A 17,835-nucleotide genomic window follows, 5' to 3' on the forward strand; every position below is an offset into this window, starting at 1 on the left:
CGCAAGGCGGGTCGTGGTCCTGCTCAGCCCAGCTCCCGGCTGGCCAGTGCGGCTGCGGCGGCGCGGGTCTCCACGCCGAGCTTCTCGAACACATGCTCCAGGTGCTTGTTCACCGTGCGCGGGCTCATGCCCAGGATGTCGGCCACGTCGCGGTTGGTCTTGCCCTTGGCCACCCAGGACAGCACCTCGGTCTCGCGCGGGGTGAGCGCCGCGGTGGACAGACGCGAAGGCGCCGCGTCGCCCGCCGCCTGCAGGCTGAGCAGCCACATGGTCTCGCCCAGGCCCACCTCGCCCAGCCGGCGCGCCACCAGCAGGCGGCCGTCGACCCGGGTGTGGCGACCCAGGGCGGCGTCGGCGCCGGGCGCGGCCAGGCCCGCCAGCCAGGCCGCAGCGGCCTGTTGCACGCTGGCAGGGGGACTGGCAGTGGCGCCGGCAGACAGGTCTGCAAAACAGTCGGCCAGCCAACGCTGCGCCTGCGGCGACTGCCAGGCGATGCGGCTGCGCGCGTCGACCACAAGCACGCCGTGGCCGCCCACGTCCACCGCGTCGCGCGCCAGCCGCACCGCGCGGGCATTGCGCACATGGGTCGCCAGCCGGGCCTGCACCTCCTGGGCGCGCAGCGGCTTGACGACGTAATCGACCCCGCCGGCGTCGAAGCCCTCGACCACATGCGCCGTCTCGGACAGCCCGGTCATGAAGATGATGGGAATGTGCGACCAGGCCGGCTCAGCCTTGATGCGGCGGCAGGTTTCGAAACCGGACCAGCCGGGCATCAGCGCATCCAGCAAGATGGCGTCTGGTGTGACGAGATCGAGCCGGGCCAGCGCCGCCTCGCCACTGTGGGCCACCAGCACGGTGTAGCCGTCGGCTTCCAGTTCTTGCTCCAACGCGCCCAGGCTCTCGGGCACGTCGTCCACCAAAAGCACGATGTCGCCGGGCCGGCCCGGCGGCGGCGTGGCGGGGGGCGGGGTGGCGGTCATGCGGCTTCTTCCTCGCCCGCATCATCGGCGCCGATGGCGCGGCGCAGGCGGTCGGCCAGGTCGGTGAATGCGTAGCGCTCGGCCAGACCGCGCAACACCGCTGCCTCGGCTGCCAGGGTCGGCTGTGTGGACGCCAGCGTGTCCAGCGCTTGGTGCAAGCCTTGGGCGTGACCCAGGCGTGCCAGCCGCAGAAGCGGCGCGGCATGCAAGGCAGGCAAGGCGCAGGACGACGGCACCGCCACGGGCGGCGCCCAGCCGGGCACAGTGAGCTCGGCCACCCACTCCAATTGCAGGTGCTTCTGCAGCGCCACCAGCAGTTCGCTCTCGATCACCGGCTTGTCGACAAAGGCCTGGGCACCCGCCGCCTCCAGCTTGTCGGCGCGGTTCTCGAAGGCATTGGCCGAGACCATGATGATGGGCATGGCCGGCAGCGCGGCGCCGGCCAGCTCGGCCAGCCGCTGATCGTGGGTGCGCAGCCGGTGCGCGGTTTCCCAGCCGTCCATGTCGTCCATGGTGATGTCCAGCAGCACGGCATCGGGCCGTTGGTCGGCTACGCTCTCCAGGCACTCGCTGCCGCTGGCAGCCTCGCGGATCACAAAGCCCAGCGGCAACAGCATGCCCGCCAGCATCTGCCGTTGCGTGGGATGGTCGTCCACGACGAGCAAACTGCGCCGCGCACCGATGTAGCCGGTGACCGGCCGGTGGTGGGTGACGCTGCGCTGCGCCGGCGCCGCGATCTCGCTGAGGTACAGCCGCACGGTGAAGGTGCTGCCCTCGCCCGGCTTGCTCCGCACCGTGAGCTCGCCGCCCATCAACTGCGTGAGCAGGTGGGTGATGGTCAGGCCCAGGCCGGTGCCGGCGTCGCCGCTGCGCCGGCCGGCGCTGCCGCGCTCAAAGGGCATGAAGATTCGCTCCAGGTCCTGCTCGGCAATGCCGATGCCGGTGTCGATGACATTCAGGCGGGCCACCTCGCGGCTGAAATCGATGCGCAGGGTGACGCTGCCGGCGTCGGTGAAGCGGATGGCGTTGCCCAGCAGGTTGATCAGGATCTGCCGCAACCGTTTGGCATCGGCGCGGATGTATTCGGGCACGCGGCCCTCGGTCTGCAATGCAAAGGCCAGGTGGCGGGCGGCCGCCTGCGGCGCCACCATGCGCACCAGGTCGTCGAGGAACTCGCGCATGGGCAGCGGTGCCGGGTCCAGCCGCAGGCGGCCAGCCTCGATGCGGGCCAGATCGAGCAGGCCGTCGATGAGTCCGTGCAGGTGCTCGCCGCTGCGGTGGATGGTGGCCACGGCGCGGCGCGGCTCGGGCGTGAGCCGCTCGTCCTTCAACAGGATCTGCGCATAGCCCAGGATGCTGTTGAGGGGCGTGCGCAACTCATGCGTGATGCCAGCCACATAGCGCGTCTTGGCCTGGTTGGCGGCCTCGGCCAGGTCTTTGGCAGCCTGCAAGGCGGCGTCGGTGCGGCCGTGGGCCTCGATCTCGCGGGTCAGCAGCAGGTTCTGGCGGTTGCTCTCGTCTTCGGCGCGATGCCGGCTCTCACTGGCCAGCACCATCCACCATGCGCCCACGGCCAACGCCAGCGTGAGCAGCGCAAATGCCTGCAGGAAGGGCGCGCGCAAGGCGGCCTGCTCCAGCGTTTGCAACCCAGCCTGCTGCTCATACACCACGCCAAGAATCACCGCCAGCAGCGCCACCAGCGAGACCACCACCACCAGGTAATGCGCGACGCGGAAGTTGATGCGTGCCGCCAGTTGCGCCGGCAGCAACCGGGCCAGCGCCGCGCGCACCTGGTCGGCGGTGCGGCTGTCGGCTTTGCAGCGGTCATGGCAGCGCGATTCAAGGGTGCAGCACAGGCTGCAGATGGGTGCGCCATAGGCGGGGCACCAGGCCATGTCGTCGGACTCGAAGGGGTTCTCGCACACCGAGCAGCGCACCGATTCCCCCGGCTTCCAGCGCGGCGGATCGGTGCGGGCCAGGTACCAGCGCCCGCGCGTCCACCAGGCCAGCAGCGGCGAAATGGCCAGGCTGGCGCCCAGTGCGATGAAGGGCGCATAGGCCTGCGCCAGCGGGCCGAAAGCGCCGGCGAATGCCACCACCGCCAGCGTGGCGGCGGCCAGCATCGCGCCCAGCCCCACCGGGTTGATATCGTAGAGGTAGGCGCGGCGGAACTCGATGTGCTTGGGGCTCCAGCCCAGAGGCTTGTTGATCACCAGGTCGGCCACCAGCGCGCCCACCCAGGCGATGGCCACGTTGCTGTACAGGCCCAGCACGCGCTCCAGCGCCTCGAACACGCCCAGCATCATCAGCAGCACGGCGATCAGCACGTTGAACACCAGCCACACCACCCGGCCCGGGTGGCTGTGGGTGAGGCGAGCGAAGAAGTTGCTCCAGGCCAGGCTGCCGGCATAGGCGTTGGTGAGATTGATCTTGACCTGCGAGACGATGACGAACAGCACCGTGGCGGCCAGCACCCAGCCAGGGCTGCTGAACACGTAGGCGAAGCCCGCCATGTACATCTGGTTGGGGTCGATGGCCCTTGCGGTGGGCATCTGCTGTTGCAGCACCAGGAAGGCCAGAAAGGCACCACCGAGCATCTTCAGCATGCCCGGCAGGATCCAGCCCGGCCCGGCCAGCAGCACCGCGGCCCACCAGCGACGCGCGCTCTGCGGTGTCTTCTCGGGCAGGAATCGCAGGTAGTCCACCTGCTCGCCGATCTGCACCACCAGCGAAAAAGCCACCGTGGCGGCGGCGCCGAACATCACCGCATCAAACCCTGCGCTGCCCGACACCTTGCCCGCCAGGCTGGTGAACTCGGCAAAGCGCTGTGGCTCCTTCCAGGCCACGAAGGCATAGGGCAGCACGAACAGCATCAGCCAGATCGGCTGCGACCACAACTGCAGCCGCGAGATGAGCGTGATGCCGTGCATCACCAGCGGCACCACACCCAGCGAGGCCATCAGATAGCACAGCCACAGCGGCCAGTGCAGCGCCATCTGCAGCGCCAGCGCCAGGATCGCGGCCTCCAGCGCGAAGAAGATGAAGGTGAAGCTGGCGTACACCAGCGAGGTGAGGGTGCTGCCCAGGTAGCCAAAGCCGGCACCGCGGGTCAGCAGGTCCATGTCCAGACCGTACTTCGCGGCGTAGTAGCTGATGGGCAGGCCGGTGAGGAAGGTGATCAGCCCCACCACCAGGATCGCCCAGAGCGCGTTGGTAAAGCCGTAGCTCAGCGCTACGGCGCCGCCGATGGCTTCCAGGGCCAGGAAGCTGGTGGCGCCGAAGGCGGTGTTGGCCACCCGGGCCTCGCTCCACTTTCGGAAGTGGCGCGGCGTGTAGCGCAGCGCGTAGTCCTCCAGTGTCTCGTCGTTGACCCAGCTGTTGTAGTCACGGCGGATGCGGAAGATCTTCTGTGGCACCAGTTTCTGCGCGGCAGACACCAATCGGGAACCCCTTGCTGCAGGTGAGACGCACACGGATGCGGGACGGTACCGAGTACGCAAGAAGCGATCCTGCCGTCAGCCGGACGAGCCTGCACCCCGGGGAACCCACCGGCGACGGGCGCGAGTCTGCACGCCCTGGCCATCGGCGGCCCTGCGTTGAATGACGTATTCGGGCTGCGCAGGGTTGACCCTAAGGTTGCACCCATGCCGCCACTGAGCACCCCGTCCCCGGTGTTTCAGCGTCGAACGCCCCGCGATGGTGCTGCATGCCCCGCTTTGCTCACAGCCTGGAGAACCCATGTCGAACCCGAATGACCGCGATCTGAAATCCGCCCAGCGCCGCCGCTTGCTACAGGCCGCCACCGCGTTGCCGCTGGCCGGCATTCCGGCCTGGGCCGCGGCCCAGCAGTTCCCCACTGCCAAGGTCAACACCACCGGCAAGGCCATCACCGACACCGAGGTGACGGTGGGCCAGCTGCACTCGGCCACCGGCACCATGGCCATCAGCGAGACCGGCTCGATCCAGGCCGAGCAACTCGCCATCGACCAGATCAATGCCATGGGCGGCGTGCTGGGCCGCAAGATCAAGGTCATCAAGGAAGACGGCGCCAGCGACTGGCCGACCTTTGCCGAGAAGAGCCGCAAGCTGCTGGTCAACGACAAGGTTGCCACCGTGTTCGGCTGCTGGACCAGTGCTTCGCGCAAGGCCGTGCTGCCGGTGTTCGAGAAGGAGAACGGCCTGCTGTACTACCCGACCTTCTACGAAGGCCTGGAGCAAAGCAAGAACGTGATCTACACCGGCCAGGAGGCCACGCAGCAGATCCTGTACGGCCTGGACTGGGCGCAAAAGGAGAAGAAGGCCAAGAGCTTCTTCCTCATCGGCAGCGACTACATCTGGCCGCGCACCTCGATGAAGATCGCGCGCAAGCACATCGAGAACTTCCAGAAGGGCAAGGTCGTCGGCGAGGAGTACTACCCGCTGGGCAGCACCAACTTCGGCAGCCTGATGAACAAGATCAAGGTGCAGAAGCCCGACTGCATCTTCACCGCAGTGGTGGGCGGCTCCAACGTGGCCTTCTACAAGGCGCTCAAGGCCGCGGGCATCACCGGTGACAAGCAGCTGCTGCTGACGCTGAGCGTGACCGAAGACGAAATGACGGGCGTGGGCGGCGAGAACTTCGCCGGCTTCTATTCGTCGATGAAGTACTTCCAGAGCCTGGACAACGAGAACAACAAGAAGTTCGTCGCCGCCTTCAAGGGCAAGTACGGCAAGGACGCCGTCATCGGCGACGTGACACAGGCGGGTTACCTGGGCCCCTGGCTGTGGAAGGCCGCAGTGGAGAAGGCCGGCAGCTTCGACGTGGACAAGGTGGTGGCCGCCTCTGAGACCGGCATCGAGCTGAAGACCGCCCCCGAGGGCTACGTCAAGCTCGACAAGAACCACCACCTGTGGAGCAAGTCGCGCATCGCCATGGGCATGCCCGATGCCACCTTCAAGGTGGTGGCCGAGAGCCCCGAGCTCATCAAGCCCGATCCCTTCCCCAAGGGATACCAGTAAGCACTGCAGCGGCCTGGCGGCCGCTGGCCTTCCAGGGCGCGCGCCAGCGGCCCGGCACTGCCGGGTTCGCGGCGTGAGCCGGCTTCGGCTTTGACTTTGCGGGTGTGCGATGAACTTCTCCGAGATGCTGAACATCGGCCTGATGCAGGGATTCGCGGGCTTGAGCCTGTTTGCCGTGCTGCTGCTCATGGGCCTGGGCCTGGCCATCATCTTCGGCCAGATGGGCGTCATCAACATGGCGCACGGCGAGTTCATGACCATCGGCGCCTACACCATCTACCTGGGCAGCACGCTCACCGAGAAGTTCGCGCCACACCTGATGGGCGTGTACTTCCCGCTGGCCATCCTGCTGGCCTTCGGCTTTGCCTTTGCCCTGGGCTGGCTGGTGGAATGGGCGCTCATCCGCCACCTGTACAAGCGTCCGCTGGACACCTTGCTGGCCACCTGGGGCATCAGCCTGGCGCTGCAGCAGAGCTTTCGCAGCTTCATCGGCCCCAAGGAAGTGAGCCCCACGCTGCCCAACTGGCTGCTGGGCTCCTGGGCGCCGGATCAGGGGCTGGACATCCCAATCAACGGCATGTTCGTGCTGGCGCTCACCACTTTCGTCACCTGTGCGGTGCTGGTGGCGCTGGCCAAGAGCCGCTGGGGCCTGCGCGTGCGCGCCACGGTGAGCAACCGGAGCATGGCGAACGCCATTGGCATCAACACCCAGAAGACCGATCGCCTGACCTTCGCCATTGGCTGCGGCATTGCCGGTGTGGCCGGCGCGGCCTTCACCACCATCGGCTCCACCGGGCCCACCTCGGGTTCGCTGTACATCGTCGATAGCTTCCTGGTCGTCACCTTCGGTGGCGCGGCCAGCCTGCTGGGCACCGTGGTGTCGGCCTTCGGCATCGCGCAGACGCAGTCGATCACCGAGTTCTTCCTGTCGGGCTCGATGGCCAAGGTGATCACGCTGTCGCTGATCGTGCTGATCCTGATGGTGCGGCCGCAAGGTCTGTTTGCCAGCAAGGTGCGACGCTAGAAACCCCCACCGGACGCCCACGCATGAACGCCCTCAAAGACCTCATCAAGCGCTACCAACTTACCAGCCTGCTGGTGCTCGTCCTGCTGCTGGCGGTGGTGCTGCCGCTCGGCCTGGACATCTTTCGCCTCAATCTGGTGGGCAAGTACCTCACCTATGCCTTTGTCGCCATCGGCCTGGTGATGGTGTGGGGCTACGGCGGCGTGCTCAGCCTGGGGCAGGGCGTGTTCTTCGGCCTGGGCGGCTATGCCATGGCCATGTTTCTGAAGCTGGAGGCCAGTGACCCGATCACCACCAAGATCCAGTCCACCCCCGGCATTCCCGACTTCATGGACTGGAACCAGCTGACCGCGCTGCCGCTGTTCTGGGAGCCCTTCCGTTCGCTCACCTTCACGCTGATCGCGGTGGTGGCGGTGCCCACGCTGCTGGCCTGGATCATCAGCTTCGCGATGTTCAAGCGTCGCGTGGGCGGTGTCTATTTCGCCATCATCACGCAGGCGGTGGCGCTGATCCTCACGGTGTTGATTATCGGCCAGCAGGGCTTCACCGGCGGCGTAAACGGCATGACCGACCTCAAGACCGTGCTGGGCTGGGACACCCGCACAGACGGCGCCAAGTACATCCTGTACTACCTGTGCGTGGCGCTGCTGGCGGCCAGCATCGTGCTGTGCCGCTGGATGCAGACCGGCAAGGCCGGCACCCTGTTGCTGGCCATGCGCGACAAGGAAGACCGGGTGCGCTTTTCCGGCTACGACGTGGCCAACTTCCGCATCTTCACCTTCTGCCTGGCGGCGGGACTGTCGGGCATCGGCGGGGCACTGTTCACGCTGCAGGTGGGCTTCATGTCACCCAGCTTCGTGGGCATCGTGCCCAGCATCGAGATGGTCATCTACGCCGCAGTGGGAGGCCGCATGAGCCTGGTGGGCGCGGTATATGGCGCGCTGCTGGTCAACGCCGGCAAGACCTTCTTCTCCGAGAGCTTCCCCGAACTGTGGCTGTTCATGATGGCCGCGCTTTTCATCGGCGTGACCATGGCCTTCCCGATGGGCCTGGCCGGACTGTGGGACAGCCATGTGGTGCCGTGGTGGAAGAGGCGCCATGCCGGCGGCGCCGTGCCCGCCGAGGCTGTGGAGCCTAGCGCCGCTGCCGCTTCCAGCGCGGCAGCGTTGCCCAGGGGCAAGGCCAACGACCAGCCACCGCTGCCGCCCGGCGTGAGCGGCCAGCAGGCTTGAACCCGGAGTCCCCCGCATGAGCAACACAGACTTCGCCCTGGCCATCGAGGATCTCACCGTCAGCTTCGATGGTTTCAAGGCCATCGACGCCCTGACGATTTACATCGACAAGAACGAGCTGCGCGTGATCATCGGCCCCAACGGCGCCGGAAAGACCACGCTGCTCGACCTGATCTGCGGCAAGACCAAGGCTGCAGCGGGCAGCATCAAGTTCAAGAACACCGAGCTGACGAAGATGGCCGAGTTCCAGCGCGTGCGCCTGGGCATCGGGCGCAAGTTCCAGACACCCTCCATCTACGAGAACCTGAGCGTGTTCCAGAACCTGGAGGTGTCCTATCCCAAGGGCCGCTCGGTGTTTGGCGCGCTGGCCTTCAAGTGCACCGGCGAGGTGAAGGCCCGGGTGCAGGGGGTGGCCGACGAGATACACCTGGCCGACAAGCTCGACACCGAGGCCGGACTGCTGAGCCACGGCCAGAAGCAGTGGCTGGAGATCGGCATGCTGCTGATGCAGGAGCCCGAACTGCTGCTGCTCGACGAGCCCATCGCCGGCATGAGCGCACGCGAGCGCGAGATGACGGCCGAACTGCTGCAGCGCATCTGCCAGAACCGCAGCGTGATCGTCATCGAGCACGACATGGACTTCGTCAAGCAGATTGCCCACAAGGTGACGGTGATGCACCAGGGAAAGATCCTCGCCGAGGGTTCGATGGACAAGGTGCAGAACGACCCGAAAGTCATCGACGTGTACCTGGGCCATTGAAGGAGCCAAACCCATGCTGAGCGTGAAGGATCTGTTCGTGGCCTACGGCCAAAGCGAGGCGCTGCACGGTATCTCGTTCGACGCGGCCAAAAAGGAAACCGTGGCCATCATGGGCCGCAACGGCATGGGCAAGACCACGCTGTTCAAAAGCCTGATGGGCGTGCTGCCCACGCGCAGCGGCAGCGTCACCGTGGCCGGGCAGGAGATCAGCAAGGACGAGAGCTACCGCCGCGTGGCCAAGGGCATTGCCTACGTGCCTCAGGGCCGCATGATCTTCCCCACGCTGAGCGTGGAAGAGAACATCCAGACCGGGCTGGAGAACAGCAAGGACCGCCGCATTCCGGAGGAGATCTATGCGCTGTTTCCGGTGCTGTGGGAAATGCGCCGGCGCAAGGGCGGCAACCTCTCGGGTGGGCAGCAGCAGCAATTGGCCATCGCGCGCGCGCTGGTGACCGAACCCAAGGTGCTGCTGCTCGACGAGCCCACCGAAGGCATCCAGCCTTCGATCATCAAGGATATCGCCAAGGCGCTCAACGAGATCCGCAAGATGCGCGACATCACCATCGTGGTGAGCGAGCAGGTGCTGAGTTTTGCGCTGGACGTGGCCGATCGCCTCTTCGTCATCGAAGGCGGCCGCCTGGTGCATGAGACACGCCGCGCCGACACCGACGTCGCCCACATCAAGCAGTACCTCTCTGTTTGAGCGAACCCCGCGCCGGGCGCTGGACGCTGGCGCGGACCACTTCCCCACCCCGCACCCCAGGAGATTCACATGGCCGAGACCCTGATCAGCGTTGACCTCAGCAAGAGCCCGCTGGAGAACGAGAACATCCACAACCGCTGGCACCCCGACATCCCGATGGCCTGCTGGGTGAACCCGGGCGACGACTTCATCCTGGAGACCTTCGACTGGACCGGCGGCTTCATCAAGAACAATGACAGCGCTGACGATGTGCGCGACATCGACCTGAGCACCGTGCATTACCTCAGCGGCCCGGTGGGCGTGAAGGGTGCCGAGCCGGGCGACCTGCTGGTGGTGGACCTGCTGGACATCGGCGCCAAGCAGGACAGCTTGTGGGGTTTCAACGGCTTCTTCAGCAAGAAGAACGGCGGCGGCTTCCTGACCGAGCACTTCCCGCTGGCGCAGAAGTCGATCTGGGACATCCAGGGCATGTTCACCAGCAGCCGGCATGTGCCGGGTGTGCGCTATGCGGGCCTGATCCACCCTGGCCTCATCGGCTGCCTGCCCGACCCCAAGATGCTCGAGATGTGGAACGCACGCGAGCAGGCGCTGATCGATTCCGACCCCGCCACCAAGGGCCTGGCCAACCCACCGTTTGCCGGCACCGCCCACATGGGCAAGATGACCGGCGACGCCAAGGCCAAGGCCGCCGCCGAGGCCGCGCGCACCGTGCCGCCGCGCGAGCATGGCGGCAACTGCGACATCAAGGATCTGTCGCGCGGCGCGAAGGTGTACTTCCCGGTCTACGTGGACGGGGCTGGGCTGAGCGTGGGCGACCTTCACTTTTCGCAGGGCGACGGCGAGATCACCTTCTGCGGCGCCATCGAGATGGCCGGCTGGGTACACATGAAGGTCACGCTTATCAAGGGCGGCATGGCCAAGTACGGCATCAAGAACCCGATCTTCAAGCCCAGCCCGATCACGCCCACCTACAACGACTACCTGATCTTCGAAGGCATCAGCGTCGACGAAAGCGGCAAGCAGTACTACCTGGACGTCAACGTGGCCTACCGCCAGGCCTGCCTGAACGCCATCGAGTACCTCAAGAAGTTCGGCTACTCGGGTGCGCAGGCCTACAGCATCCTGGGCACGGCGCCGGTGCAGGGCCACATCAGCGGCGTGGTCGACGTGCCCAACGCCTGCGCCACGCTGTGGCTGCCGACGCAAATCTTCGACTTCGACATCAACCCCAGCGCGGCCGGGCCGGTGAAGCACCTGGATGGCTCGATCGACATGCCGCTGTCGCAAGACCTCGTCTGATCCTGAGCGAACCGGAGCCGCCGCGATGCCGACCTACGACTACGCCTGTTCCGACTGCGGCGGCTTCGACGCCTTTCGCAGCCTGGCCGACCGCAACGAGCCCGCGATCTGCCCCGATTGCGGCGGCGCCTCGCCGCGCGTCTTCGCCTCCGCGCCACGGCTGGCGTTGATGGACGGCGGCACCCGGGCGGCCATGGCCACCAACGAGCGAGCGCGGCACGAGCCGCAGCGTTCGGGCGATTACGCGCGACTGCGTCACCCGGCCGGGTGCGGCTGTTGCAGCACCGGCGTGCGCAAGAAGGCCACGGTGACCGGCGCCAACGGCAACAAGGCCTTCCCGAGCAAACGGCCCTGGATGATCAGTCACTGAGGCGGCGCTTCGGGTCACTGCAGGCGCGTGCGGCAATGGCGTTGCCGCACGCATAAGGCGCTGTGTGGCTTGACGGTCTTGAGCAAGCCGGTCCGCTGGCGACAGCGGCGCCACCGATCCATCATTTCAAGAAGGGGACTCGCACCATGCACCATGGCGACATTTCCAGCAGCAAGGACACCGTCGGCGTCGCGGTCGTCAACTACAAGATGCCGCGCCTGCACACCAAGGCCGAGGTGATTGCCAACGCGAAGAAGATCGCCGATATGCTCATCGGCATGAAGGCGGGGCTGCCCGGCATGGACCTGGTGATCTTCCCCGAGTACAGCACCCACGGCATCATGTACGACAGCCAGGAGATGTACGACAACGCGGCCACCGTGCCCGGCGCCGAGACCGAGATCTTTGCCGCCGCCTGCCGCCAGGCCAAGGTGTGGGGCGTGTTCTCGCTGACCGGCGAGCGCCACGAAGAACACCCGCACAAGGCGCCCTACAACACGCTCATCCTGATGAACGACCAGGGCGAGATCGTCCAGAAGTACCGCAAGATCATGCCCTGGGTGCCCATCGAGGGCTGGTACCCCGGCAACTGCACCTACGTGAGCGACGGCCCCAAGGGACTGAAGATCAGCCTGATCATCTGCGACGACGGCAACTACCCTGAGATCTGGCGCGACTGCGCGATGAAGGGCGCCGAACTCATCATCCGCTGCCAGGGCTACATGTACCCGGCCAAGGAGCAGCAGATCCTCATCAGCAAGGCCATGGCTTTTGCCAACAACTGCTACGTGGCGGTGGCCAATGCGGCGGGCTTCGACGGCGTGTACAGCTACTTCGGCCACAGCGCCATCATCGGCTTCGACGGCCGCACGCTGGGCGAATGTGGCGAAGAGGACATGGGCATCCAGTACGCCGCGCTCAGCAAGCACCTCATTCGCGACTTCCGCAAGCACGGCCAGAGCGAGAACCACCTGTTCAAGCTGCTGCACCGCGGCTACACGGGGCTCATCAACAGCCGTGAAGGCGACCAGGGCGTGGCCGCCTGTCCCTACGGCTTCTACAGCCAGTGGGTGAACGACCCCGAGGGCACGCGCCAGCAGGTCGAAGCCTTCACCCGCAGCACCGTGGGCACCGAAGAGGCGCCCATCGAGGGCATCCCCAATCCAGACAGCATCGCCCACCGCTGAGGCGCAGGCGATGGTCCATTCCGATGCCCAGGCACTGGCGGCCTGGCGCCTGGCTGCCGAGCCGTACTACCAGCCCAGCGGCGACGAACTGGTGCGCTTCCAGGCCGCCACCGCCCAGCGCCTGCCGGTGTTGGTCAAGGGCCCGACCGGCTGCGGCAAGACCCGCTTCGTCGAGCACATGGCCTGGCGCCTGGGCCGTCCGCTGGTCACCGTGGCCTGCCACGAAGATCTGAGCGCGGGCGATCTGGTCGGCCGCTGGCTGCTGGACGCCGACGGCACCCGCTGGCAAGACGGGCCGCTGACCCTGGCCGCCCGGCACGGCGCCATCTGCTACCTGGATGAGTTGGTGGAAGCGCGTGCCGATGCCACCGTGGTGATCCACCCGCTGACCGACACCCGTCGCATGCTGCCGCTGGCCCAGCGCGACGAGTTGGTGCCGGCGCACCCCGAGTTCCAACTGGTGGTCTCCTACAACCCGTCGCCGATGGCGCGCGAACTGAAGTCCAGCACCCGGCAGCGCTTCTGCGCGCTGGAGTTTGGCTACCCCACCCCCGAGCGCGAGGCCGGCATCGTGGCGCGCGAGTCGGGCCTGGACATCGACCGCAGCGCGGCCATCGTGGCCTTCGGTGTGCGCACCCGCCGTCTGCAGGGCCAGGGGCTGGACGAGGGTGCGTCCACCCGCATGCTGGTACACGCCGCGCTGCTGGTGCAGCAGGGCCTGTACCCGGCAGCTGCTTGCGCCATGGCCGTGGCCGACGTCTTGAGCGACGAGTCCGGTGTGCGGCAGGCCCTGCACGCGGCGCTGGACGCGTCTTTCTGAGCAGCGGTGCGGCGCGCATGGACACGACGGTCCGCCCCCAGCTTCAGGCATCGGGACAGCCGCTGGCGCAGTGGCTGCGTTTGCTGTGGAATGCCGCGCCCCCCTTGCACCTGGACAGCGCGTCGCCCTTCATTGCCGATGGCAGCATCCACCTGCCGGCGCAGCCCCGCTGGCAGCTGCACTGCGCTGCCGCGGCGCATGCCGCTGCTCACCTGGTGTACTCGCCGCGCCGCTTTGCCGCCGACGGCCTGGTGCCTACCGCACGAGCCTTGCTGGCCCTGCTCGAAGACGCCCGCGTGGAAGCCCTGGCCATGCGCGAACTGCCTGGTCTGGCGCGCCTGTGGCGGCCGCTGCATACCGCCACCCCCGCAAGCGGCCACGGCTGCGAGGCGCTCATGGCGCGACTGGCGCGCGCGCTCGCCGACCCCGGCTATCCGGATCCCCACCCCTGGGTGGCCAAGGGTCGGCGGCTGTTTTTCCTGGACGAGGGCCTGGGTCTGCCGGCGTTGCGCACGCCCGCCGAGTTGCGCACGGCCGCCATGCGCCTGGGCCACGACCTTGGCCAGATGCGCCTGCCCTTCAACGCCAAGGCTTACCGCCCGGCCCCTGCCTACCGCGACGACCACCGTTGGATGTGGGCCGCCGACCAGCAGGCCGCGGTGCAGCCGCCGCCCCTGCCGCAGCCGCTGCCGGCCGATGCACGGACCGAGCCTGATCGAGCCGAAGCGCCACTGTCGCAGACCGTGACCCACCACCCGGAGTGGGACCGGCTGATCCAACGCCTGCGGCCCGATTGGACGCGGGTGATCGAGCAGGCCCTGCCGACCGCGGTGCCTCCGCCCCCGCACACCGCCCCGCGGGAGGCCGCCCCAGAGCCCTCGCAGTCACTGAGCCGGCGCCTGCTGGCACCGCTGCAGGCGCTGGCGCGGCCGCTGGCACCGCGGGGCCGTGCGGCTGATGGCGAGCGCTTTCACCTGGACGCGCTGCTGGCCTGGCGGATCGCCCGTCGTTGCGGCCAGCCCGGCGATGCCCGCCTGTACCGCGCCCGCCAGCCGGTGGCAGCCCGTTCGACCGTGTGGCTGCTGGTGGACCGTTCGGCCTCTACCGCCGCGCCCTTGGCCGGTGGTGGACCCGCCCGCCCCAGCGTGCTGCAGGTGGCGGCGCAGGGCGCGGCGGCCACGGCCCAGGCGCTGCAGGCGCTGGGCGTGCCATGCGCGGTGGCGGCCTTCCAGTCCAGCGGGCGGCAGGCCGTGCGGCTGCAACTGCTGCAGGGCCCCGGTGCGCACGACGCCGGCGCCTTGCTGCAGCGGCTGCAGGCACTGCAACCCGGCGGCTCAACCCGGCTGGGCGCGGTGCTGCGCCATGCCACCGCGCGCCTGTGCGCCGGCCGGCAGGGTGCGCGCTGGGTGCTGCTGGTCTTCGATGGCCAGCCGAGTGACGTGGATGTGCACGATCCGCACTACCTGGTCGACGACGCCCGCCATGCGGTGCAGGCCGCACGCCGCCGTGGCGTGCGCATGGCCTGTCTGACGCTGGCCGAGCACCCGGCGCCGCAAGCGCAGCGCATCTTCGGCCGCGCCGGCACCCAGACTCTGGCCGACCTGCCGGCCCTGCCGCGTGCGCTGCGGCGCCTCATGGCCTGACGCCCGTGCGCGGCGCCAGTCCACGCCGTTTACCACGCCTCACCGCGAGGGCGACGACCCGGCGCTGACGACGTTCACCCGGCAGTGCGCCGGTAGAAGCCGGCAAGATCCAGCACAAATACGGGTCGTCGGACTGCCCGCGGTGTCCCATGAAGCCTCGCTGTACCAACAGCAAGGAGCGGCGCATCTCCCGGTGGGAACACGAAGACATACTGGATGACCTTCAAGAGCGGCTTGAAGGCGCTCCCGAGGCGATGAGGCTACGCCGACAGACCGTCGAGCATGTCTTCGGCACGCTCAAGGGCTGGATGGGGTCGAATCGCTTCCTGACCAAGACGCTTCCTCGGGGTCGGGGCAGAGATGAGTTTGCAGGTCCTGGCGTACAACCTGAAGCGGGCGATCAAGCTCCTCGAAGCTGGAGTGCCAATCAATTCGATGAGGGTGTAGGGCGAGAGCCCTCTATCGCCCGCTGCGCTGGCTCGGCAGGTGCAGCAAATGAGGTTGCCCACCGCCGTGACGTACGGGTAGGCTGCGCGCAGCGGCGAATGCGGGTGTTTCCACACGGCCTCGGTCGGCAGCACCAGTTCGCGGGCGGCGGGAGTTGACGTTCGCCCCTGCGCCAGGGTCGCCTCGCAGTCCGCCCACCACAGCGTGAACCTCGGCCTGGTTTTCCAGGTACCGCTGACTCTGCCAGCTTGACGGCAACTTCGCGCCGCCCGAGCGTCTGCTGACCTCGGGAGCCAACGGGTACCGCGACCCTGACCTGCCTCGCGGTCAGTGCTGCCGAAGCGCTTGGATGTGCGCGACGCCGAGCGCGCGAACGAATTCCGCATGGCTCGTCAGGAGTTGTGGAGAGCGGAAGGGGTCGGGGCCAGAGCCTCTGATCAACTCGGCGCGAACTTGCTGGCGGCTCAATGAACCCGCAGCACCTCAAACTGCTGTCGGATTGGATCGACCTGTATCGACACCTCGTCACCCTCGCATTTACCCAACATGGCCCTGCCCAAAGGGGCTTCGCTGCTGATGACCTGAACGAACTGAGCCCCGCTGACCAGCTTCATGCTGCCCCCATCCGGGCCGAGAAAGAGCTGTTGCTGCTTGTCGTTGGAATCGAGCAGGCAGACCAGTGCGCCGAGCTGTATGCCTTTGCTGGGATCGTAGGGGCTCGGACGGAATTGGCGCCAATTGGCCATCGCCTGGCGGATGGTCTCGGCGCGACGAGCTTGGCCGGTAGCCAGGTAGGACGCTTCGAGTCCCAAAGTGTCGTACTTGTTTTCGGCGATGTTTTCTTCGTGCGTCGCCGTTTCATGGGCCGCCCGCACTGCCTGTTCGGCTTGCAGCAGGTCTTCGGCCAGCCGTTCGAGCACCTGCTGCTGTAGCAAGAATTTATCCATGATGAAAGCTGGGCATTTCAAACAAGCGGGGATCAGGTCTTGATGGTGATGGAAGCCCTGCTGGTCGCCAGTGCAGCCAGCGAGCGGCTGCACTGGCGTCCGCCCGGCTGGCCCCCTTGAGCACGGCGTTCAGGCTCAGGTGCCGTGCAGGGCGCGGGCCGTCATGGTGATGAAGCTGGCCTGGTGCGCGGGGTCCAGCCAGCGGGTCACCACCACCGCATGCAGCTCGGGCTCCACCCAGACCATGTGGCCACCGGCACCCTGCATGAACATCGCGCCGGCCGATGCGCCCTCGAACAGCCGGCCCGCGGGGTTCAGCCACACCAGCCAGCCGTAGAACGGCGCGATCACGGTGGGCTGGCCCATGCGGCGCACCCAATCCGCGGGCAGCAGCGCCCGGCCCTGGTGCGTACCGCCATCCAGCAGCAGCTGGCCTAGCCGGGCCAGGTCGCGAGCGCTGACCGTCACGCCGCCGCCCCAGTGTGTGCCACCGGGAACCGAGGGAAGGCGCCGACCGTCCAGCATGATCCAGGCGTCGTCGTAGCCTTCCCAGCGGAAGGTGTCCCGCGCGCCCAGCGGTTGCAGCAGCGCGTCGTGCATGACCTGCTGCAGCGGTTCGCGGAACAGGTGCAGCAAGGCCAGCGAGAGCTGGTTGATGCGCACGTCGTTGTATTCCCAGTACATGCCCGGCGCCTGCAGAGGGCGGCTTCCACCCTTGGGGCCGCCAGCGGGGCGCGGGTCGTGTGCGACCTTCCGCCAGCGGTCCACCTGGTCTGGCAGGCCGAAGCAGCTGCCCTCCCACTCGCTGGTCTGCTCCAGCAGATGGCGCCAGGTGATGGGCGCGTTGTGCGACGTGTCGAAGCCGATGCCGGGCAGCTGTGCGGCCACCGGCCGGTCCACGTCGGGCAGGAGCCCGCGCGCCTGCGCTACGCCGGCCAGCAGGGCCAGGCAGGTCTTGGCCACGCTGAACGTCTGGTCTGAGCGGTCAGGCTGGCCCCAGCTGGCGATCTCGACGCCGTGCTGCCACACCACGCCGCTGCAGGGCCCGCGCTCCTGCACGGGGCCGCGCAGGCGGTTCCAGGGCGGAGGGTCGTCGTGATGGACGCCGAAACGCTGGGGCTCGCGCAGCGGATCGCGCGTCCAAGGCGTCTCGTGGGCTTCGGCGAAGGCGGTCGCCAATGCCAGGGGTTGCGAAGCAGGTGTGGGCATGGGCAGCAGTCTAGGGGCCACGACGCTGTGTGCCCGTCGAACGTCCGCGTTCCGGCTGCAATCGAGATGCTTGAATGCTCGCCAAGGCCCGGGTCGAGCCCGTCGTGCCGGCTGGTCCCGGTCGTTGACCACATGAGACAGCCCAACGGGTGCGCAGACGGCCGCTGATCTGCGTTTTGCTGCCACTCATGGTGGCACCGACCGCCGTATCGAAGG

At 67.5% G+C, this 17,835-nt stretch carries 15 protein-coding genes; 11 read left to right on the forward strand and 4 right to left on the reverse strand.

Going from position 1 to position 17,835, the window contains the following annotated elements; all coding sequences use genetic code 11:
• Nucleotides 1-23 precede the first annotated feature (23 nt).
• Together JMV16_RS06375 and JMV16_RS06380 are read right to left on the reverse strand one after the other, a co-directional pair.
• Nucleotides 24-980 (reverse strand): DNA-binding response regulator, encoded by a 957-nt coding sequence (locus JMV16_RS06375; RefSeq protein WP_201493356.1) that lies wholly within the window; start codon nucleotides 978-980, stop codon nucleotides 24-26.
• Complete coding sequence (locus tag JMV16_RS06380) at nucleotides 977-4,396, reverse strand: ATP-binding protein (protein WP_236580386.1); 3,420 nt, start codon at nucleotides 4,394-4,396, stop codon at nucleotides 977-979. Before JMV16_RS06380 ends, JMV16_RS06375 begins: the two co-directional genes overlap by 4 nt.
• 322 nt (nucleotides 4,397-4,718) lie before the next feature.
• Between JMV16_RS06380 and urtA the strand changes: the two genes are divergently transcribed.
• The 11 genes from urtA to JMV16_RS06435 all read left to right on the forward strand — a co-directional run bounded on the left by urtA (nucleotide 4,719) and on the right by JMV16_RS06435 (nucleotide 15,621).
• On the forward strand, nucleotides 4,719-5,978 hold the full coding sequence (gene urtA, locus JMV16_RS06385; protein ID WP_201493358.1) for an urea ABC transporter substrate-binding protein: 1,260 nt from the start codon (nucleotides 4,719-4,721) through the stop codon (nucleotides 5,976-5,978).
• A 109-nt stretch (nucleotides 5,979-6,087) separates the two neighbouring features.
• On the forward strand, nucleotides 6,088-7,002 hold the full coding sequence (gene urtB, locus JMV16_RS06390; protein WP_201493359.1) for an urea ABC transporter permease subunit UrtB: 915 nt from the start codon (nucleotides 6,088-6,090) through the stop codon (nucleotides 7,000-7,002).
• A gap of 23 nt (nucleotides 7,003-7,025) precedes the next feature.
• Nucleotides 7,026-8,234, forward strand: a complete 1,209-nt coding sequence (urtC, locus tag JMV16_RS06395) for an urea ABC transporter permease subunit UrtC (protein ID WP_201493360.1) — start codon at nucleotides 7,026-7,028, stop codon at nucleotides 8,232-8,234.
• A gap of 16 nt (nucleotides 8,235-8,250) precedes the next feature.
• Nucleotides 8,251-8,994 carry an urea ABC transporter ATP-binding protein UrtD gene (gene urtD, locus JMV16_RS06400; protein WP_201493361.1) on the forward strand — a complete coding sequence of 248 codons (744 nt, stop codon included), beginning with the start codon at nucleotides 8,251-8,253 and terminating at the stop codon, nucleotides 8,992-8,994.
• Between the two features lie 13 nt (nucleotides 8,995-9,007).
• Nucleotides 9,008-9,697, forward strand: a complete 690-nt coding sequence (gene urtE / locus JMV16_RS06405; protein WP_201493362.1) for an urea ABC transporter ATP-binding subunit UrtE — start codon at nucleotides 9,008-9,010, stop codon at nucleotides 9,695-9,697.
• 69 nt (nucleotides 9,698-9,766) lie between these two features.
• Entirely contained in the window at nucleotides 9,767-10,996 is a 1,230-nt protein-coding gene (fmdA, locus tag JMV16_RS06410; RefSeq protein WP_201493363.1) for a formamidase, read from the forward strand.
• 25 nt (nucleotides 10,997-11,021) lie between these two features.
• A complete protein-coding gene (locus tag JMV16_RS06415) occupies nucleotides 11,022-11,366 on the forward strand; it encodes an FmdB family zinc ribbon protein (RefSeq protein WP_201493364.1) in 345 nt (114 codons plus the stop codon).
• Between the two features lie 146 nt (nucleotides 11,367-11,512).
• A complete protein-coding gene (locus JMV16_RS06420) occupies nucleotides 11,513-12,553 on the forward strand; it encodes an aliphatic amidase (protein WP_201493365.1) in 1,041 nt (346 codons plus the stop codon).
• Nucleotides 12,554-12,563: 10 nt separating this feature from the next.
• Nucleotides 12,564-13,373 carry a CbbQ/NirQ/NorQ/GpvN family protein gene (locus tag JMV16_RS06425; protein WP_201493366.1) on the forward strand — a complete coding sequence of 270 codons (810 nt, stop codon included), beginning with the start codon at nucleotides 12,564-12,566 and terminating at the stop codon, nucleotides 13,371-13,373.
• A gap of 17 nt (nucleotides 13,374-13,390) precedes the next feature.
• Nucleotides 13,391-15,016, forward strand: coding sequence for a nitric oxide reductase activation protein NorD (locus tag JMV16_RS06430; protein WP_201493367.1), 1,626 nt, complete (start codon nucleotides 13,391-13,393; stop codon nucleotides 15,014-15,016).
• A 149-nt stretch (nucleotides 15,017-15,165) separates the two neighbouring features.
• Complete coding sequence (locus tag JMV16_RS06435; protein WP_201493379.1) at nucleotides 15,166-15,621, forward strand: hypothetical protein; 456 nt, start codon at nucleotides 15,166-15,168, stop codon at nucleotides 15,619-15,621.
• Nucleotides 15,622-15,927: 306 nt separating this feature from the next.
• Here JMV16_RS06435 and JMV16_RS06440 read toward each other — a convergent pair whose 3' ends face one another.
• Together JMV16_RS06440 and JMV16_RS06445 are read right to left on the reverse strand one after the other, a co-directional pair.
• Complete coding sequence (locus JMV16_RS06440) at nucleotides 15,928-16,410, reverse strand: GreA/GreB family elongation factor (protein WP_201493380.1); 483 nt, start codon at nucleotides 16,408-16,410, stop codon at nucleotides 15,928-15,930.
• A gap of 135 nt (nucleotides 16,411-16,545) precedes the next feature.
• Nucleotides 16,546-17,619, reverse strand: coding sequence for a serine hydrolase domain-containing protein (locus JMV16_RS06445; RefSeq protein WP_201493368.1), 1,074 nt, complete (start codon nucleotides 17,617-17,619; stop codon nucleotides 16,546-16,548).
• Nucleotides 17,620-17,835 lie beyond the last annotated feature (216 nt).

It is taken from the genome of Rubrivivax sp. A210, from assembly GCF_904426505.1.
GTDB lineage: Bacteria > Pseudomonadota > Gammaproteobacteria > Burkholderiales > Burkholderiaceae_C > Rubrivivax.